Consider the following 16,954-nt stretch of genomic DNA (forward strand, 5'->3'; position numbering starts at 1 on the left):
GAGCCGCGCCACACCACATGCCAATGCTTCGCTTCTTCACATGATTTTTTAGCCTAGGCTATCCTAAATCTTCTTAACGCTCACTCCGTGAGGCCGTCCTGCCCTACCCGCCAGAGCCCCGTTGCACCAACGTTGATAAATACTAAATGGCCTAGGCGTTTATTCGCTATTGTTTGTTATTAGTGGTGCTCATGAAGTCGCTTCGCTAAGTCTTGCTACTTTTTCAGCTGAAGGAACCTTCTCTTGCAAAGAGAAAGCTTGACCTTTAAGAATTAACACAAATGAAAAAAAGTAGACGAAATTAAAGCTTCATCTCATGAGGTCGTGTTTGCCGTACGCTCACAAACCCCGTTATACTACCATTCCGAAGTATACAATCTGAGCAAAGAACCCATAATAAGCTTATATCGGCCTTAAATATTCCGGTTATCACAGGCTAAGTAATAGCACCAACGTTCGAAGGAAAATTTACAGCCGCGGCTTTTTTTGTTACTTTTTTCAGCTGATGGAACCTTCTCTTGCAAAGAGAAAGCTTGAATACCTTTAAGAATTAACACAAATGAAAAAAAAGTAAATAAGGACTAGGCTTACGGACGAAGCAATCGGAAGCCACTCATCACTCAACACTCATCATTCATCACTCCTCATTCAACACTCACTTTACAGCACCGTTCCCAATGCTATTACAAAAGCATACAGCAAAGCCAAAAAGAAACCCAAGTAAACACCAACCTTCTGCCAAGAGAGCAACGATTTAAAGTTGCGTTCAAAATGCTCGGCGGCATATTCACCTAAAAAAGGCCAATGCCTGTGAAGCACCCATAAGCAGAGCTGCACAAAACTTAATACAGCTACCGCAGCTACTAAAATCGCACTTAACACCCCATAGTCAATAGGCGCTGCGGTAACATCCACTAAACGAATGAGTGGTTGATAAGCGATGTAAGCCAAGATACTGGCTATTAAAAGAGTTGTTAAAAGATATTTTCTATAAATGATGATAAAATTTTCCATAATCGTTACTCGTTGTTCGTTATTGGTTGTTCGTTACTCGTTATTGGGTTAAAAGCAAGGCGGCAATAGCCGCCCTACCCGATTTTCACCCTAGGAAACGGTTAGCGTTCCGAGGTATTGACTAGTCGAAGCCAGCTTACCATCGCGATGCAAAGCAAAGCCCCAAGCGTGCAGCACATCACCCGAATAGTTGATGGAAATCGCTACACTGAAAGTGCCATCCGCTCTGGACGCTTCATCATAGATCATGTACATCCGTTTTGATTGATTGTAAATCACCAGCAAAACCGCATCATCAGCAAAGGCATTATACTTATTCGTATCCGTTTGCCACGTGAAGGAAAGTTCACCCGGATTAGCCTCTACATAACCTAACCCTGGAAGCGGATTGATGGAACCGCGACTCAATTCCATCTTCGAAAAATCAACCTCGTAATCGGGGTACTCCCCTATAATAACGTTGTTGAAGAAAGCACGCACTGCCATGTTATAGCCCGAACTTTTCGCCTGTTGCTGATCGCTGAAACCAATATTCAAGATGTCCTTCAGAGGCCGCAGGTATTGCGAGCTGATAGCAAACTTCGTGCGATGCGCAATTTGCGCTTCGGAAGCACCCTTTTTAGTGATCTTAGGCAAACTACGCAAGTAATTGATGCTACGCCAGCTGCTTCCTACCACACTTCCTACCTTTCCGGAGAATGCGCCATTGGCGCCTTTAACATATCTTCCCATGATTGAAAAAATTAAAATGAAACATTCTGTTAAGGATGAGCTTCAATACCGGTATTTTTTCATCCACGGTTCAAACATAAAAGCACACTGAGCAATGCAACGATTTTTGAACCATCTTGCCCCTCATTGATTTCCATTGACCCTATTTGACCCAGATCTATTGTTCTTTTATGCCGGTTAAAGTGATTAGTTACCATCTCTTATCCTTAAGCAGCCCCCCACGCTACCTCCCGGGTAAACAAAGGGTAAGCGCAAGGTAAAGGAAGGGTATAGTTTGGGTAACTATAAGGTAAACAAAAGGTAAGCGAAGGGTAATCAAAAACTAAGGCAATACTAAAGTCATCAAAGAAAAAAGGGACGAAAAACGACACTAGCATGGCCAAATGGAAGAAGTGGGTTATTACCTTTGCAGGTACGATGGAAAATAAAGACAACAACGGTGCGCTTATTTGGCTTATATGCCAACAGATTTCGGTCAGTGCCTGTAAGTAAAGGTCACACATCTAAAAAGCTTGATCTTTACCGGGAACGGCCCCGTTGCTTATGTGGCAACTCCTTAAGCAACGCTAAATTATATTGATGGCAGTTTCTGCCAATTATAGGAACAGCCACGTTTAAAAGAAAGGGCAAGATTAAATCTTGCCCTTTCTTTTACTCTCCCAGAGTGCTTGTTGTAAATCCTCTTTATAGAACACATCCCCACCACCCAAACGCATAGGTTTTAACAAGCCTTCCCTCACGCGCCTTTTATAGGTACTATCACTGATATTAAGATAAGCAAGTACCTCCTGTTTCGTCATGAGCATGGAGTCTGGAATTTTTCCATTGTGGCCGCCGTTATCATAAGACACCAGCTTTTGCGCCAATGATAACAGTTGGCTTAATATGTCAATCAGTAAGTCCAGTTTTTTAGCAATCATAATAGGTTGTAACAATAAAGGTTTGAAAAAGTCCCTTGCCTCCGAGACGAAATATAGCTACCTTTGAAACAAGGAAATTAATAGAAAAAGAATGATATAGAACGATTTTTTAACATATAATATTTAGCGACAGCTATTTGGTTTGGTTTCCCAAATTCTCACACTATTGAAACTGTACAAGACAAATATGCTGGTCGCCCGCGGTATGCGTGGGGGCCAGCTGATTCTTGTACAGTCGGCCGTGAGAAGCCGGGGAATACCAGATGAAGCTTAACCCGCGCTATTTTTTTAACCATGCCTAAGATATTATCAACCGAAGATTTCATCTCACAGCCACTTGAAGAACACCGTTTTAGCGAGCCATTTCTACAGAAATGCCGGCAACAACACATCTCGACATTGAAAGACCTCCTAACTTTAGGCACGCAAGGTATGCTGCGCATTTCTTCTTTTGACGAAGCCGATCGTGAGGAGTTTTACGCATACCTACAACAACATCGGATTCTCTATTTACTCAACCTAAGCAGCTAGCCCGCTTACCAAAGCCGTGCGTCCACAAACTCGCGGATTGCAGGTGCATAATCCGGGCCGATTGGAATCCCATGTTGCAAACCACGAAGTATGATCTTGCTATCCTGAATTCTCACAATCAGTTGCTTATTAATCAGAAAAGAGCGCTCGGCCATCATAAAGTTTTCATCTCCCAGGCGTTCACGTATTTCCTTCAACGTTTTGCGGGTTCTCACTTCCCTATTCAACAACTTGAAAAGGCATATATTCTTTTCCGCCTGCACGTATACAATATCATCGATGTCTATACGCACTGCCGCCATTGATTCAACCTCCTTCACAAAGAGATACGGCTCCTTCACCTGTACCTGTTCCAACTTCAACCCTAAAATCGATTCCATAGCCCACGTAACGGCCTGCTGCAAACGATCATAAGCAATGGGTTTCATCAGATAATCTATCGGATGCGTCTCAAAACTTTCAACAGCAAATTCTCGATGCGATGTGCAGTAAATCACCCGTGGCGGATTTATTAGCCCCTTCATTAAATCGATCCCGGTAAGCTCCGGCATATCAATATCCGCGAAGATTAAGTCAACCTGATGCTCCAACAGCCATTCCAAAGCAGCCAACGCGCTGGTGAACGTCTCCACCACCTCTAAATTCTCAAACCTTTTCAGATAAAAGAGCAGCATGTTAATCGCCTGCGGCGCATCGTCAACAAGCACTACACGGATCTTCCTTAAGCCTGTCATTTAGGTCAACTTGAGTGAAACAGTATAGTCGTCGGCTTCGTCCTGTATGTGCAGTTCAAAGCGATCCCGCAAAAGCATATTCAGCCTACGCGTAATATTGTTTAACCCTATCTTGGAGGAGGACACCGTTCGGCTTCCCTTCTTTTTCCGGTTATAGCAAGTAAACAAAAAAGAGCCTTCCAAATAGGCTACGTTAATCCGCAAGGGACTAGTTTCCGAAATCTCCCCATACTTCATGGCATTCTCCACGATGGTAATTAACACAAAGGGCGGAATCAGATAAGCCATCTCCATCCCTTTGCGAACATAAAGCACTGCCGCATCCTTACCAAGCTGTCGGCGAATCAAGCGTATCAATCGCTGTACTCGCTTTAGCTCCTTGTTTACATTCACCAATTGATTAAGATCCCTGATCCGCTCATTGGAGTAATCCAATAGCGATTCGAGATCAAGCACCGATTCAAGCATGCGGTCATCATGATGTCTGAGTGCCATACCCGCCAGCATATTCAGTGCATTCTTAATAAAATGCGGGTACATTTCAGCAGTAAGCAAACTCATTAGGTGATCATTCCGTTCCTGTTCCAATCTCCGCGCTAGCTGCTCTGCCTCCAAGCGTTGTTTAAGCTCTTCAATTCGTTGTTTTGATTCCTCCTTCAATCTTCGCAGCACCACATAAAGTACACCATAGGTAAAAGCTCTGAACAAACCTAGAATACAATTCTGTACAAACTCCCGCTGGTTAAAGTCCACCTCTGCTTTGGTAATCGACATGCCCAAAAAAGGCATCACGCCATAGATGTAGTGGTACGCCATAACACTGGCCACAAAAGAGAATAAAACCAAAAGCAAGCACCCTACGTACCACCATCGGGGCGACAGCGCCAGATTAACAATAAAAGCGAAGCCCGCGCAAATGGCAATAAAAACAATTTCAAAGCCCAAAACCGACCATAAGGTGATGGTGGGCATCATCAATCGATTCAGCCAGTAAGAGGCAAAGCAATACAAAAAAATGGGAATAAAATAAAGCAAAAAGCGTTTATAGCCCGTTTGGTCTAGTAATCTTAGCATCATACGCCTAGGTTTTTGAATTGAGAAAAGCTGAATTTACCCATTCTAGGTGGAGCAGGCAAGAAAAAAAACGCATTTACCAGATTTTAAGATGGCTTATGTCGTTCCCTCGACCGATCGAATTACCTTCAACAAGGTAGCGATGTATATGCAACCAGCCCTCCCAGTCGCCCGGGCTTACCCGCGTGTACACCTGCAAATACTTATATAATCGCTGTACCGTTTGTTGCTCAAATTCCGCACGGCTAGCAGCAAGCTGCGGATGAATCGTCGGATGGACATCAAAATCAATTTGTGCATTGTTGGTACGTTTACAGATCAACGGAAAAATCGGACATTTGGCTAAGTATGCAAGCGTAGCCACTCCTTTCCGCACGCGCAAGCATTTGTCGAAAAAATGAACGGCACAAGCATTCTTAACCGTTAAGGTGTTGCCTGTACCCGAATTTCCATCCAGGTAAACCACCAATTTTCGCCCCCTTTTTAAATCTCCTAATAATTGCAATAAAGCTTTCGGATGCTGCGCGTTAATTAAGTGAAAACAACCCCCGTTTTGTTCAGCTGCAGTTTCCCGGAAAATACGGAGATAGTCTGCCTGCTCTTCCGCCAGCACGTCACCCGCAACCAGCAAAGAAAAAGGCACGCCCTGTTGCATCAACATTTTATTGATCAAGCGGTAAGAACCCGTATGATAGGTACAGATAATTCCTGCTGTTGGCTTTAACACTTCAGCATGTAATACATCCAAGGTGCCGGGAGCCACATACCGTAAGGCCTGCGGATGATTTTGGTCTAAATGGCTTAGGTGTTGCTGAAGACAGAGTTTTTTAAACAACTGCTCATGGCTTTCGTAAGGTATAGCTGGTAAAAAAAACTGTAGATTAGTACTGAAGCTGATAAAACGCCGCAACACGTCCTTACGGCCAAAGATATCGAGTTTTCCAACCTCCTCGCGTAATTTAGCAAACGCGTCGAGATAGGGTAATTGTGAATAGCTTTTCATTACATATAGTATTCATTCGTTGTAGATAATTAATTTAGGTATGGAAGAGCGGGGAGGCACCCCGCTCTGCATGACTACAGGATTACAAAATCACATTTACGATCACCATCCGGTTCATCCTTGTCTATAAATCCCAATAAATGCGCGACGCCTCGTTTAGCGTGCGTGTCGCGATTCCACAATTTGCGTTCTTGATTTAATTGCATCGTTTCCATGAATTTAATTTTTAATGGTTAATCAATCGCCCGGTTTATGCAGGCCGGGCCTACGCCTGTACCCTTGGCCAAGGGGAAACGTGATCATCACGATGCAATACTCTCAAATGGGCATTTGTATCACAAAACCATGTGACTAAGTCGAGTAAAAACGAGACAAAACGAGCATTTCTGAGAAAAACAGGTTTTGTTTCGAAAAACCCTGCCTTTGTCACGTAAACAGGGGTGTTCGTCCCATCGATTTGTATCCCACCAAGCAAATAGCTAACTCGCGCAGGAACCAAGCACTTTATTATGGAAAGATTTTTTACTTATGCAGAACAGTATTGCATGCTAGCTGAACAAGAGAAGCAATTTATAATCGCCAATTGTCGGTTACGAAGTTATGGCAGGCATGATTATTACTTACTTGCCGGTGAATACAAAACCAATTGGTGTTTCATGTTAGATGGCTCATTAGCCGCTTTCAAAATTGACAGCGAAGGCGGTGAATTTTTACAGTGGTTAAGCGTCAAGAACCAATATTTCACCGGAAGCAAACATGCCTTTAGCTATCAGCCCCATGGCCTACAGCTTAAATTTCTGCAGTCCAGTGAGCTATTAGAATTTCCATACTCGGCACTGCGCATGGCGCAGCATAGATACCCAGCGTTTGCCGAGTTTCTTCACGTGATGAAAGAACAAAAGTTAAAACACTTTCAAGCCCTTGTAAAAATCTTAAAGCTTCCTCCTGCTGAACGGATGTATAAGGCTTTAGAAGATCTAAATAGTTGGGCAACGATTTTGAAGGTTGATGAATGCTGTGACTTGCTCGATATTAACCATAGGTGGTATTACCAGGGTTTGAAAAGACATCTTAAAGGTTGAAGGCATAGCATTTTGCAATCCAGTCATGTATTCCCTACAATTTTTTTTGAATTATTTCTGTTCCAGCAGCACAGTTTTTCGCTTTCGCGCCTTACTAAATTTGCTTTTGATGGAAACGAGGAGTAGCGGAGCCAGACCGTAGGCATCAGTTCCATTACCGGCCGGCTGCCGATCAGTAAGGTTAGTGCGGGGATCGGCAGCCCGCTGGTTAAAAAGAAAGGAGAAATAAAAAATGAAAGAAGTAGTAAAAAAATCCATTTGCATCGTATTTGTAATCGTATTCGTTTACGCTGCAATAGATAAGATATGGGACCATTCTAAATTTGTAACCCAACTGGGGCTTTCTCCATTTATGTTTCCGGGAATGGATATTGCCATATCAAAGAGCGTAGTAGTCTTATTAATATTATCTATAATGCTACTCCTTATCAACCCTTCCGACATGGTATTCCCGACTTTGGTAATAGCTGCCTTTACAATTTATATCATTGCGGTTTTAACCATCGCCCCCTTTGTGCCCTGCTCCTGTATAGGTTTATCAGATCGGTTCACGTGGCATCAACAATTATATATCAACATCTTTCTTTTGGTTCTTTCGGCGATCTATTTCTACCTAAATCGAACTGTCCGTAAACCGCAAAAAGCAGGCACACAGGCACGAGGAAAACGTAACCGTATACGTAGAAAAATATTTGTTGCAACAACTCGGGATAAGCCTTAAGCCCGTCATCCATTAAGGCCTTTACTAAATACTAAATTATGCGTAATAGCAGATGGAGTAAGACGGCAGTAGCTGCTTTCTTACTCACCTTAGGCGCAACAGCTGCCTCGAAAGCTGTACAACAGGAGACCATTTGGGTTTACCAAGACGGAAGTAATGATACGACGTCCAACCCGGACTGTCAGCTCAATCCGGAAGAAATCTGTGCGTTAGAGTATCACACAGATGCATCTGGGCAACCGGACTTCTCTAGCCCAACAGGCGCAGAAATGCAAGGACAACGTAACCAATAGAGGTCTCTTCCATTTATCCATCCGTCGTGTTTTCACACTTCGGATGGATTTTTATCTTTGTCTCTGATCACCAGCATTTCTATCTTTCTTACCGTCTCTTTCAGCTGTAGTCCATATTTTTCCAACTCCTTATTTATCGTCTTTAGATCTTTCGGACGCCGGGTAAAGTCAATATCTAACAGGCCATCAAATCCCGTTTCGTTTATTAAGGGCAACGATGAAAATGTGGCGAGTTCATCTTGTAATTCTTCCATAAACACATACATTAACCTATTCTGTATATTTATAGTATTCTCTTTTCTGAAATAGGCACTGGGCTTCCCTCCTTTTGTACGTATCTTTTCCATATTATTTAATAAATTCATTAAGACAAAACAAGGTTCCTCCCGCTGTTCTATTGATGCCGTTAGATCAAAATAGCGTTCAAGATCCATTCGCATAAAATCGAAAATTTCAGCGGACTTTTCTTTTGGCACGTATAGCTCATAACAAAAGGCATTATTGGAAAGCCATTGATCGTATTCAGTCTTATCAGAAGGCATCATAAACCGATTCTTATTTTGAGCTTCTATGATTACCCGGTTATAACGTTTAAATGGATTATTGATGGTCGTTTCCCCATAAGCAATTGCAAACATATTAATGAGGGTGCCATTCCAAATTTTAATCTTCTGTAAAATGCCAGTGTTTTTATCTTTTACCACGCTTGTTCTACCTCCCGCGTCCGGCACGTATCCCATAAAGAAAGAATAATATTGCATGTATTTATTTTGTCGACCATTGCCTTCGAGCCACAAGTCCGCTGTCTTATCAAAGTCGCGGTTTTGCACAAGTGTTGTTAGATTTAATTTTTTTCCATTTATGAAATCCTCTAGTCGCTCGGCATTCAGATTCCAGCCGCCAGTGACATGCTCAACCCTTCCATCTGCTGTTATCCATACATGTAAAGGAATGGTTCGAAAAGAAAAGCTGTTCCATAACTTTTGTGATACCACAGTCGGCAGTGACAGAGTTCGATACTTTTTATTTCGTTTCGCAAAGTTTTCGATAGTTTCTCTGCTTTGGTTAGTAACCAGTATTATTTGGGCTCTATCGTTAAACTGCTTTTGGAGTTCATCTAAGTGCGGAAAGGCATTTATGCAAGCACCGCAATAAGTTGCCCAAAAATCCAATATAATCGGTTTTCCAAGGTAGGGCTTAAGTTCTTCCCTAAGTTCTCTTGACAGTGTATCGCCCTCACTAAAAAACGTATCGTTGGTTTTGGTTTCCGCTATCGGCGTAAATTCCTGTCCTATTGAAACACTCGTCTCTAAGATTAAAACACAAGTTATCAATCGTATTACCCTATTCGGCAAATTCATATTATCGTTTATTTTGTTCAATACCTGTTAATTCAATTATTTTAGTGGGAATGGGAAAAGTGTATCGGGCATCATTAGGGGGTAGTGTGTATTGCTGATCGCCGACCACTCTTCTGAGGGTAGATTGGGTTTTCACATCTTTATTCAGCCTCCGTAAATCCTGCCACCTGAGCCCCCGTAACAACAACTGTTTTTGCCGTTCAGCTAGTACAAACAGTAAAGCAGAATCCCTATCATTCATCACGATGGGCACGAATGTTCCGTTCCGATATTTATTTTCCAGAAATGTGTTTAAAACAGCTTGGGCCTCTTCTATCCGATCTGTTCGAACCAAACATTCTGCTTTAGTAAGAAGCATTTCATCTACTGCGATGCCCGAAAACAGATTAAAATCACCATAATAACTTCCCCTGAAACCCAGTGATCCATCATTATTTCGCTGGAAAAACAGTTCTTTACGACGATCTTCATCATCATATTGACCATAAAGCAAAGTATCAATTCGCAAGGCCGTATTTCCAACATATTGTGGAGAAGCCTTTGACTGAAAGATCACTTCATCGTTCATGGCTGCAAATGGATAGCGTTGTGTAACATCAAGCCTTTCATATACCATTTGCGTGGTATTATAAGCCAGACAGGAATCAGCATATAACAGTGCATTTGTATAATTATCCATCGCTGCGTAACACCGTGCCAACAAACCATATGCCGCAGCTTTAGAAGCGTCCGTCTTCCTTATCGGCTGCCCCTTTAAAAGAGAAGCACTTTGTTTAAAATCTGAAATAATCTGCTCGTAGGTCTGCACAAGGGATGCCCTTATTGTTACATCATCAACGTTCGATGAAAACTTTAAAGGAATCCCGGGCGTTTCATCATTCAATTCAGCATACGGTACAGCAAATAGCTGCGCCAAATTAAAAAAGGCTTTTGCACGAAAAAACAACGCACTGCCTTTGATATCGCGCCATTCCATCTCGTTTCGCTCATTCACGGCTATACGTTCCAGGCCTTCTAAAATGGTGTTGGCATAGAAAATCTGTTTATAAGACCCGTTCCATTCCTCTGGGTCAACTATGCCCCTAAAAACATCTCGTTCCCAAGTATAGACATCCCTTACAACAAGGGCAGCATTATTATAATCCTGTTGCGTTAAGTAATAAGTATCTTCACTTCCTATCATGGCACCGATATGATCCACACCGAACACACTATTATTATTTAAGAGCCACCGCATGTCCTTTAAGGTGGTGGGTACAACGATGCTTAACTCGCGTTTCACCTCCAACCAATCTTTCGAACAAGCAGATAGTCCTATCAGGGCAATCAGCAATAGTGCAAAGCCGTGTGTTATAGTATTTTTTTTCATAATCTGATCTGTTAAAAAATGATTTTGCATCCCAAGGAATAACTCCGCGGGTTTGGATAGATAAGTGGCGTACCGCTGAGCGGTACTGCACTAATATCCGGATCGAGCCCCTGTTTATTCGCCCGCCAAATAATCCCCAGGTTATTGGCATATAGGTAAAGTTGAAGCTTTCTGATTCCCTTCAGTTTCGTGTTCAGATCATAACTGAGCTGAATATCCTGTAACCGTATATGATCACCTTTCTCTATCAAAACCTCCGAATTGGCGTAGAAATTATCCCGTAAGGTATTGGCCGGATAAATCATAGCAGGAACATCAGTGTAAAACTCATCTCCCGGACGCTGCCATCTTTTGGTATAATCTACATGCGTCACATAAGATTGGAAAGCCATGTTATAGTTGATGGACTGCCGTCTGAAGACATAACCCAGCTTGTACATGATGTTTGCTGATAAATTCCAACTTTTATACGAAAAGGTATTACGGAATGCACCAAAATATGCCGGTTGTGCGCGACCATTGTAAATAAGACTTTGCTCATCGGCAGCAGTTAACATGGCACTGTAGTTTTGCGACACCTCACCGTTCAGATATCCCCTTGGAGCACCGGTTTCCGGATCAAGGCCCGCCCAGGCATAACTGTAAACACCGTAAACCGGCTTTCCTACAATAGGGTTTATTTGGAAAGGATTACCCGTTAAACTTGCATCGATAAAAAAATAACTTCTAGTGGGATTCAGGTTATACTTTGTCACCTTATCTTTCACATAACTGAAGATCAACGCACTGCTCCATTGCCACGATTTCTTAATCAAAAGCGCATTTATCTCGATGTCCCAGCCCTCACCTACCATGTCGGCCACATTGCCTCTATAATTTACCCATCCATTGGTGGGGTCCAATGGGCCATTCCCGATCAGATCCGTTCCGCGTCTCTTATAATATTCTACACTACCATTTATCCGATCTTTCAACAGACCATAATCCACGGCGAAATTTAAGGTGCTTATTTTCTCCCATCGGAGTGACGGATTGGCCGGATTTGTTATCGTAGCAGCCTGTTGTCCGGTATAATTATCAGTTGCCAAACTAGCCGTCGTAAAAGCCGTAAGTGAATTATCAAGGTTACCACTAACGCCATAGGTAGTTCTCAGGTTCAATTTTGAAAAAGCGTTTACATTAAAAAATTCCTCTTCCAGCAAATTCCATTTACCACCTACAGACCATAATGGAACCCGCTTTTGATTGGTTCTTACCCCAAATAGATTTGACTGATCCACTCTTCCGCTTAATGACAATGTATAGCGTTCCTTGTAGCTATAAGCACCGTTGAAGAAAAATGATCTAAATCGATCAGTTGTTTCAAAGTAGGTATTTCCGGAAGGTATTACCCGATTACCGCCCGAAGGATACTGCGGGTACAGTGTATTGAGATTTACGGGAAGCGAAGTACCAGTCAGCACATCATATCCATAATACCTTACGTTGTTCCCCTGCCGCTTATTCTCTCGAATTTCAGCACCTGCAAGCAAGTTGATATTGTGGTTTCCCATCAGCTTTTCAAAAGCAATCTGCCCTCTTATATTCTGCGCATTTAAGGAATTTTGGCCTTTTATCAACAGCCCACCTTTTGGAATATAACTCTCTATATTTCCATTAACATCTTTAAAAATATATTGATTGTAGAGGCTGCGCATGGCATATGATTCTTCATTCCATAAAACATGAAGATTATCGGTTTGCTGTTCTAGCTGATATTTTAAACTTATATTTAGCCTGGCAATCAGTTGATAGTGAAGGCCAGTGTTGAATCGTACATTAGCAAGTTTCGAGCGATTATCCCTATAGCCCATCTCATTTAGCGGAAAAAAACTCCAATCAACTCCCTTTTCCTTTTCACTTTCTATAAAAGACTCCCTATAAAGACGGGGTATAGCAAGTGCATTGCCTTCATGATCTGTAAGCCTAGCATAAGGATATATGGTACGAGAACCGATGCGAATGTCTTGGTAGGTATCATCGCTTTCGCGATGTTGTACGGAATAATTCAGCGATGTAGTAATACTGAAATTCTTGAAAGGCGTAATGTTATGCTGTGCTCCGATATTATAGCGTTGCCGATTATTACCCTCCAAGGTTAAGGCATTGTGATCGTAACCGGCCGATACACGGAAATCATGTTTGTTACCTCCGCCCGAAATGCTGAGCGCATATTGTTGATTTAATTGGCGCCTATAAAAATAATCGCCGAGATCGTTGAGCACATCATATTGTTCAAATCTGCTAAGTTGCGTTCTTAAAGCATCATCGGAGATCAAACCCATATCGCTGGCCTTCAGCAACTCGACAACGGGACTTAGCGCAGATGGATTTATATTATTATTAAAAACATTGTTGAAAAAACCTTTATCGTACAGAAAGCGCTCCATCCCGATGAAATCTGCTGCACCCAACCTCCTTTCATAGTGTAAATCGGGCTGCTCGCTTAAGGTCGTATTTGCATTAAATTCAATTGAAATGGGTTGATTTTCTCTGCCTCGTTTGGTTGTAACTACAATGACACCATTCCCTGCACGGACACCCCATATAGAGGCAGCCGCTGCATCTCGCAGGATACTGATGCTTTCAATATCATTTGGATTAAGGTTATTGATATCACCCTCGTAAGGAAAATTATCCACGACGATTAAAGGCTGATCATTTGCGAAAATAGTGCTCCTGCCCCGTATACTAAGCTTAGGTTCTCCTCCTGCCCTTTCATCAAAGGTCAATGATGGCGTTACACCTTTCAATCGGCTGATAACATCGGTACTTACACTCCGATTAAACAGTTCCTTATCGACCTGTACAAAACTGCCCGTAGCCCGTTCCTTGGGCAAGGTCTGATAGCCCGTGCTCACCTCTACCTCATCCAGCTGATTATCGTTAGGTTCCAAATGGATCGTCAAGCCTTCCGCTTCGCCCCTTTGAAAGTCCACCTCTTGTGTTTTATAACCGAGAAAGCTAATGACAAGTACACCCATCCCCTCTTTAGCACTTATTCTAAATAAACCATTTGCATCAGTGCGTACAGAAATAGTGCTCCCTTTAATTCGCACGGTTGCACCCGTAAGTGTCTCATCTGTACCTATAGCCATAACCCTTCCCGTTACAAAGTAATCACTTTGCAAAGCCACGCCGTGGGCAGCCTCCGGGGAGGAGGACTGCCGGGCGTGTGCCAAACAAACACAGAACAAGACGTTTAAGGCTGTAAGGTATATGGTGTAGGGTTTAAGGGTGCGCAAGGCCCACTTACACAACAAGCCAAAAAACCTATCTCTCGAAGGTATAGCACCTCGCGTTAAAGCAGATGCATTTCGCCTAAATTTCTTTGCATTTCGCCATATTTTTTTTGCATTTCGCTCACCGTTAAATGCATTTCGCCCCCGCCAAATTGTATTTCGCCCTCTATTGACTGAATTTGGCACACCTTTCGTTGCATCTCGCCATTGAGCAAGTGCATTTCGCCTAAACTTCTTTGTATTTCGCCATAATTTACCTGCATTTCGCGTAACGTACGTCACATACCACCTCGCTTTGCCGAACCCTTCATGGCAAGGTCTCAAGGGAAAAACTGTTCGACGGCTAATAACTGGCCTCCAAAAGTTTTTATCGTTGTGTTTATTTTCAATGGAGATAAAGCTATTCCGATAAACCGGAATGGTCGGATAGCTCAGGCTAAGTAGTCGCAGTAACTTACACAGAAATTTTGCAGCCAGGAGCTTTGGGTACCTTTCGCGGGGAAAGGTACAAGTAATATTCATCACTAATAATTCATCATTCATCATTAGGGACTGCTCTCGCGCGCCAGCCAAATCGCGTCGTTCGTCCCTTAATATTGCAGTTCGTCCCAACAAATACTGAAAAGCACAGAACAAAGTGGTTGAAAGCGAAAAGCATAAAGATGCATTTTGACCCCGCCAAATTGTATTTTGCCCCTCCGTGCCTGCATTTCGCCCCCTATTGACTGCTTTTGGCATAGCATTCGCTGCATCTCGCCTTTCGTCGGATGCAGGTCGCCCCCCTTTTCCTACCAGTTGCGGTAGTTTTCTTGCATTCCGCGGCGCTTTTTCTGCAAGTCGCTTATCATTTGATGCGCTAGCCCAAAAACGTAGTTCGTCCCTGTTAACGGTTGTTCGTCCCAGAACAGTACTGCAAATAGGTTGTTTGTCCCTACATATTGTATTTCGTCCCGGTTTTAGGAAGACTGGCTTTCCAAAGGTTCGCAGGAAAATTAACTCCCTTCGTGAGAAAAACCCTAGGGTTCGTCCTTTGTTATTTGGGTAGTTAAAACTTTCTATTACAGAGCTATCACCTTGTTGTTTGTCCCTGTTAACAGTTGTTCGTCCCAAAACAGTACTACAAATAGGTTGTTCGTCCCTGAATATTGCAGTTTGTCCCAGCGTCAAATTGAAGCTTTTCCCGAAGATGCTACGGAAAGGTCTCGAAGGAATATCTGCTAGACAGCTAATAACTGACCTCCAAAATTTCGGATAGCACAAGCTAAGTAGCTGCAGTAACTTACACAGAAATTTTGCAGCCAGGAGTTTTTGGGTACCTTTTTGCGGAAAAAAGGTACAAGTAATATTCATCACTAACAAACGCCTTAGCGAGCGCCTGCCCAAAAACGTCGTTCGCGCCAGTTTTCCTACCGTTCGGGTCATTTTTACTGCATTTGGCGCTGTAACAGATGCAGGTCGCACCCATTTTCCTACCAGTTGAGGTAGTTTTCTTGTAATCTGCGGCTCTTTTTCTGCAAGTCGCCGATCAGATTTGGAATTTTCAATAGGCTCTGTTTTAATCAAACAATTTCTACATAATTTAAAAACCGTTGAATTTTTAATAAAACGTGCAAATGTGAGCAAAATCATTTGGCACGTATGCCTATAAAGCCTATCTTTGAGACATAGGCAGCCCTTATGAACGTAAACCGTCATTTTTTAAATTAGATTTAGGTGTTTTTGTTAAAAAATTTCAGATATAATCCACCCTTTTGGGCTATATAAATAGTCCATCAAGTCGAAAATAAGAAAGGAGTTTACGCGCTTAGGTCGGGGCAGTAATAATTAGAATTATTGGATTTTGAAGTGACTTTGCAAGCGCGCGAGGTGCTTGGCAAGAATAGCTTGCGGGATTTTTAGTTGGTTGGTTTTGTTGGCTGTGTGAATAGCTCGTCTTCATAATTTTCAGGTTGCAACGAGTCATGGATAGAAACCAAGAATGGCCTTGCCGATCCACTACGTCTCTTCGTTGACACCCCGATAGCAGTTTCACGACAAGGCCATTCCTGCAAATATAGAAATTTGCAGGCGATAACAGCTTGTCGTCTCCTTTTCGGGGTGTCAAATCGAAAAGATTGGAGACTCGTTTGAAGGCAAAGCCTTCAATTGTATTTACGTTTAACGCTCAAAAAGAGCATCGTTACTTCTAATCTTTAAGCAAAGATAGGTAAAGATTCTTTTTGATGCAAATTATAAATCAAATAATGTAAGATTTTAATCAAAAGTGGGGTCAGAAGATAAAAAAGTAACAAGGAATGAGATCATAAGATCACCTATATATCGGCAAATTTTAGGTAATAAACTGAAAACAAAGCGATTGGACTTAGGGTATTCTCTCAGTGATATGGAAGAAATGAGCGGTATCCCAGTGAATACTTGTTTGAGCATTGAAAAGGGCAAGACAACTAATATTGACTATTACATCGAATACGCGAAGACATTAGAGTATGAATTACGATCTCTTTTTGAAATCGAGATAGAACTTGGCGCAAAGAACAGTTTGTCGAAAGAAAAACAGGATCGCGTGTTTTTGACGAGAAAACTGCGAGTTTTATTAGTTAAAGAAAAATTCTTTATAGATGAAAAAGGAGTGAAAGAAGTAAAGGACAGATTACTTGAAAAAGGGGAAGTTCAAGATTCCAAAACTCTCAGCGCTGAAATTTCCGGTGTTCTTTTGAACTGGTGTAAAAAGGAAGAAGGCATTCTAATTAAAAGGAAAGCTGACCGGAAAAATAATGTATATAAATCCGTAACTAAAGAGATATGACACTTTGTTTCCTAAACATCGGCTCTTCAGAAA

16 protein-coding genes are annotated in these 16,954 nt (G+C 42.2%); 5 read left to right on the forward strand and 11 right to left on the reverse strand.

Annotated elements, in window-relative coordinates:
* Positions 1-660 precede the first annotated feature (660 nt).
* From ACH11B_RS04255 to ACH11B_RS04265, 3 genes are all read right to left on the reverse strand, one after another.
* Positions 661-1,014, reverse strand: coding sequence for a hypothetical protein (locus tag ACH11B_RS04255; protein WP_377611762.1), 354 nt, complete (start codon positions 1,012-1,014; stop codon positions 661-663).
* Positions 1,015-1,104: 90 nt separating this feature from the next.
* Positions 1,105-1,746 (reverse strand): DUF6266 family protein, encoded by a 642-nt coding sequence (locus ACH11B_RS04260; protein ID WP_377611764.1) that lies wholly within the window; start codon positions 1,744-1,746, stop codon positions 1,105-1,107.
* 632 nt (positions 1,747-2,378) lie between these two features.
* Positions 2,379-2,666 carry a helix-turn-helix transcriptional regulator gene (locus tag ACH11B_RS04265; protein ID WP_377611766.1) on the reverse strand — a complete coding sequence of 96 codons (288 nt, stop codon included), beginning with the start codon at positions 2,664-2,666 and terminating at the stop codon, positions 2,379-2,381.
* A gap of 294 nt (positions 2,667-2,960) precedes the next feature.
* Between ACH11B_RS04265 and ACH11B_RS04270 the strand changes: the two genes are divergently transcribed.
* Entirely contained in the window at positions 2,961-3,197 is a 237-nt protein-coding gene (locus ACH11B_RS04270) for a hypothetical protein (RefSeq protein WP_377611768.1), read from the forward strand.
* 5 nt (positions 3,198-3,202) lie between these two features.
* Here the strand turns inward: ACH11B_RS04270 and ACH11B_RS04275 are convergent, their stop codons facing one another.
* The 4 genes from ACH11B_RS04275 to ACH11B_RS04290 all read right to left on the reverse strand — a co-directional run bounded on the left by ACH11B_RS04275 (position 3,203) and on the right by ACH11B_RS04290 (position 6,223).
* Positions 3,203-3,931 (reverse strand): LytR/AlgR family response regulator transcription factor, encoded by a 729-nt coding sequence (locus ACH11B_RS04275; protein WP_377611770.1) that lies wholly within the window; start codon positions 3,929-3,931, stop codon positions 3,203-3,205.
* Positions 3,932-5,008: a histidine kinase gene (locus ACH11B_RS04280; protein WP_377611772.1), complete on the reverse strand. Its 1,077-nt coding sequence runs from the start codon at positions 5,006-5,008 to the stop codon at positions 3,932-3,934.
* A 73-nt stretch (positions 5,009-5,081) separates the two neighbouring features.
* Positions 5,082-6,008 carry a hypothetical protein gene (locus tag ACH11B_RS04285; protein ID WP_377611774.1) on the reverse strand — a complete coding sequence of 309 codons (927 nt, stop codon included), beginning with the start codon at positions 6,006-6,008 and terminating at the stop codon, positions 5,082-5,084.
* Positions 6,009-6,082: 74 nt separating this feature from the next.
* Positions 6,083-6,223 carry a hypothetical protein gene (locus tag ACH11B_RS04290; RefSeq protein WP_377611776.1) on the reverse strand — a complete coding sequence of 47 codons (141 nt, stop codon included), beginning with the start codon at positions 6,221-6,223 and terminating at the stop codon, positions 6,083-6,085.
* A 294-nt stretch (positions 6,224-6,517) separates the two neighbouring features.
* On the opposite strand from ACH11B_RS04290, the gene ACH11B_RS04295 reads away from it, so the two are divergent.
* A complete protein-coding gene (locus ACH11B_RS04295; RefSeq protein WP_377611778.1) occupies positions 6,518-7,090 on the forward strand; it encodes a Crp/Fnr family transcriptional regulator in 573 nt (190 codons plus the stop codon).
* A gap of 51 nt (positions 7,091-7,141) precedes the next feature.
* Here ACH11B_RS04295 and ACH11B_RS04300 read toward each other — a convergent pair whose 3' ends face one another.
* Positions 7,142-7,348, reverse strand: a complete 207-nt coding sequence (locus tag ACH11B_RS04300; RefSeq protein ID WP_377611780.1) for a hypothetical protein — start codon at positions 7,346-7,348, stop codon at positions 7,142-7,144.
* Between ACH11B_RS04300 and ACH11B_RS04305 the strand changes: the two genes are divergently transcribed.
* A complete protein-coding gene (locus tag ACH11B_RS04305; protein WP_377611782.1) occupies positions 7,323-7,811 on the forward strand; it encodes a MauE/DoxX family redox-associated membrane protein in 489 nt (162 codons plus the stop codon). The genes ACH11B_RS04300 and ACH11B_RS04305 overlap by 26 nt on opposite strands.
* A 38-nt stretch (positions 7,812-7,849) precedes the next feature.
* A complete protein-coding gene (locus tag ACH11B_RS04310) occupies positions 7,850-8,104 on the forward strand; it encodes a hypothetical protein (protein ID WP_377611784.1) in 255 nt (84 codons plus the stop codon).
* A gap of 32 nt (positions 8,105-8,136) precedes the next feature.
* Here ACH11B_RS04310 and ACH11B_RS04315 read toward each other — a convergent pair whose 3' ends face one another.
* The 3 genes from ACH11B_RS04315 to ACH11B_RS04325 are packed head-to-tail and all read right to left on the reverse strand — an operon-like array spanning position 8,137 to position 15,678.
* Positions 8,137-9,465, reverse strand: coding sequence for a TlpA family protein disulfide reductase (locus tag ACH11B_RS04315; protein ID WP_377611786.1), 1,329 nt, complete (start codon positions 9,463-9,465; stop codon positions 8,137-8,139).
* A 1-nt stretch (position 9,466) separates the two neighbouring features.
* The gene (locus ACH11B_RS04320) at positions 9,467-10,834 is read right to left on the reverse strand and encodes a RagB/SusD family nutrient uptake outer membrane protein (RefSeq protein WP_377611788.1); all 1,368 of its coding nucleotides are present in this window, start codon (positions 10,832-10,834) and stop codon (positions 9,467-9,469) included.
* Positions 10,835-10,845: 11 nt separating this feature from the next.
* Positions 10,846-15,678 carry a SusC/RagA family TonB-linked outer membrane protein gene (locus ACH11B_RS04325; protein ID WP_377611790.1) on the reverse strand — a complete coding sequence of 1,611 codons (4,833 nt, stop codon included), beginning with the start codon at positions 15,676-15,678 and terminating at the stop codon, positions 10,846-10,848.
* Between the two features lie 700 nt (positions 15,679-16,378).
* Between ACH11B_RS04325 and ACH11B_RS04330 the strand changes: the two genes are divergently transcribed.
* The gene (locus ACH11B_RS04330) at positions 16,379-16,921 is read left to right on the forward strand and encodes a helix-turn-helix domain-containing protein (protein WP_377611792.1); all 543 of its coding nucleotides are present in this window, start codon (positions 16,379-16,381) and stop codon (positions 16,919-16,921) included.
* Positions 16,922-16,954: the final 33 nt, after the last annotated feature.

The sequence above is a fragment of the Olivibacter sp. EAT-5 genome, assembly GCF_044784325.1.
Classification (GTDB): Bacteria; Bacteroidota; Bacteroidia; order Sphingobacteriales; family Sphingobacteriaceae; genus Olivibacter; species Olivibacter oleidegradans.

Bases quoted from the DNA above. Each gene is read 5' to 3' on its own strand.
- ACH11B_RS04315 (WP_377611786.1), bottom strand. From the start codon at position 9,465: ATGAATTTGCCGAATAGGGTAATACGATTGATAACTTGTGTTTTAATC.
- ACH11B_RS04300 (WP_377611780.1), bottom strand. From the start codon at position 7,348: ATGGATTTTTTTACTACTTCTTTCATTTTTTATTTCTCCTTTCTTTTT.
- ACH11B_RS04265 (WP_377611766.1), bottom strand. From the start codon at position 2,666: ATGATTGCTAAAAAACTGGACTTACTGATTGACATATTAAGCCAACTG.
- ACH11B_RS04270 (WP_377611768.1), top strand. From the start codon at position 2,961: ATGCCTAAGATATTATCAACCGAAGATTTCATCTCACAGCCACTTGAA.
- ACH11B_RS04255 (WP_377611762.1), bottom strand. From the start codon at position 1,014: ATGGAAAATTTTATCATCATTTATAGAAAATATCTTTTAACAACTCTT.
- ACH11B_RS04290 (WP_377611776.1), bottom strand. From the start codon at position 6,223: ATGGAAACGATGCAATTAAATCAAGAACGCAAATTGTGGAATCGCGAC.
- ACH11B_RS04275 (WP_377611770.1), bottom strand. From the start codon at position 3,931: ATGACAGGCTTAAGGAAGATCCGTGTAGTGCTTGTTGACGATGCGCCG.
- ACH11B_RS04260 (WP_377611764.1), bottom strand. From the start codon at position 1,746: ATGGGAAGATATGTTAAAGGCGCCAATGGCGCATTCTCCGGAAAGGTA.
- ACH11B_RS04305 (WP_377611782.1), top strand. From the start codon at position 7,323: ATGAAAGAAGTAGTAAAAAAATCCATTTGCATCGTATTTGTAATCGTA.
- ACH11B_RS04320 (WP_377611788.1), bottom strand. From the start codon at position 10,834: ATGAAAAAAAATACTATAACACACGGCTTTGCACTATTGCTGATTGCC.
- ACH11B_RS04310 (WP_377611784.1), top strand. From the start codon at position 7,850: ATGCGTAATAGCAGATGGAGTAAGACGGCAGTAGCTGCTTTCTTACTC.
- ACH11B_RS04295 (WP_377611778.1), top strand. From the start codon at position 6,518: ATGGAAAGATTTTTTACTTATGCAGAACAGTATTGCATGCTAGCTGAA.
- ACH11B_RS04280 (WP_377611772.1), bottom strand. From the start codon at position 5,008: ATGATGCTAAGATTACTAGACCAAACGGGCTATAAACGCTTTTTGCTT.
- ACH11B_RS04285 (WP_377611774.1), bottom strand. From the start codon at position 6,008: ATGAAAAGCTATTCACAATTACCCTATCTCGACGCGTTTGCTAAATTA.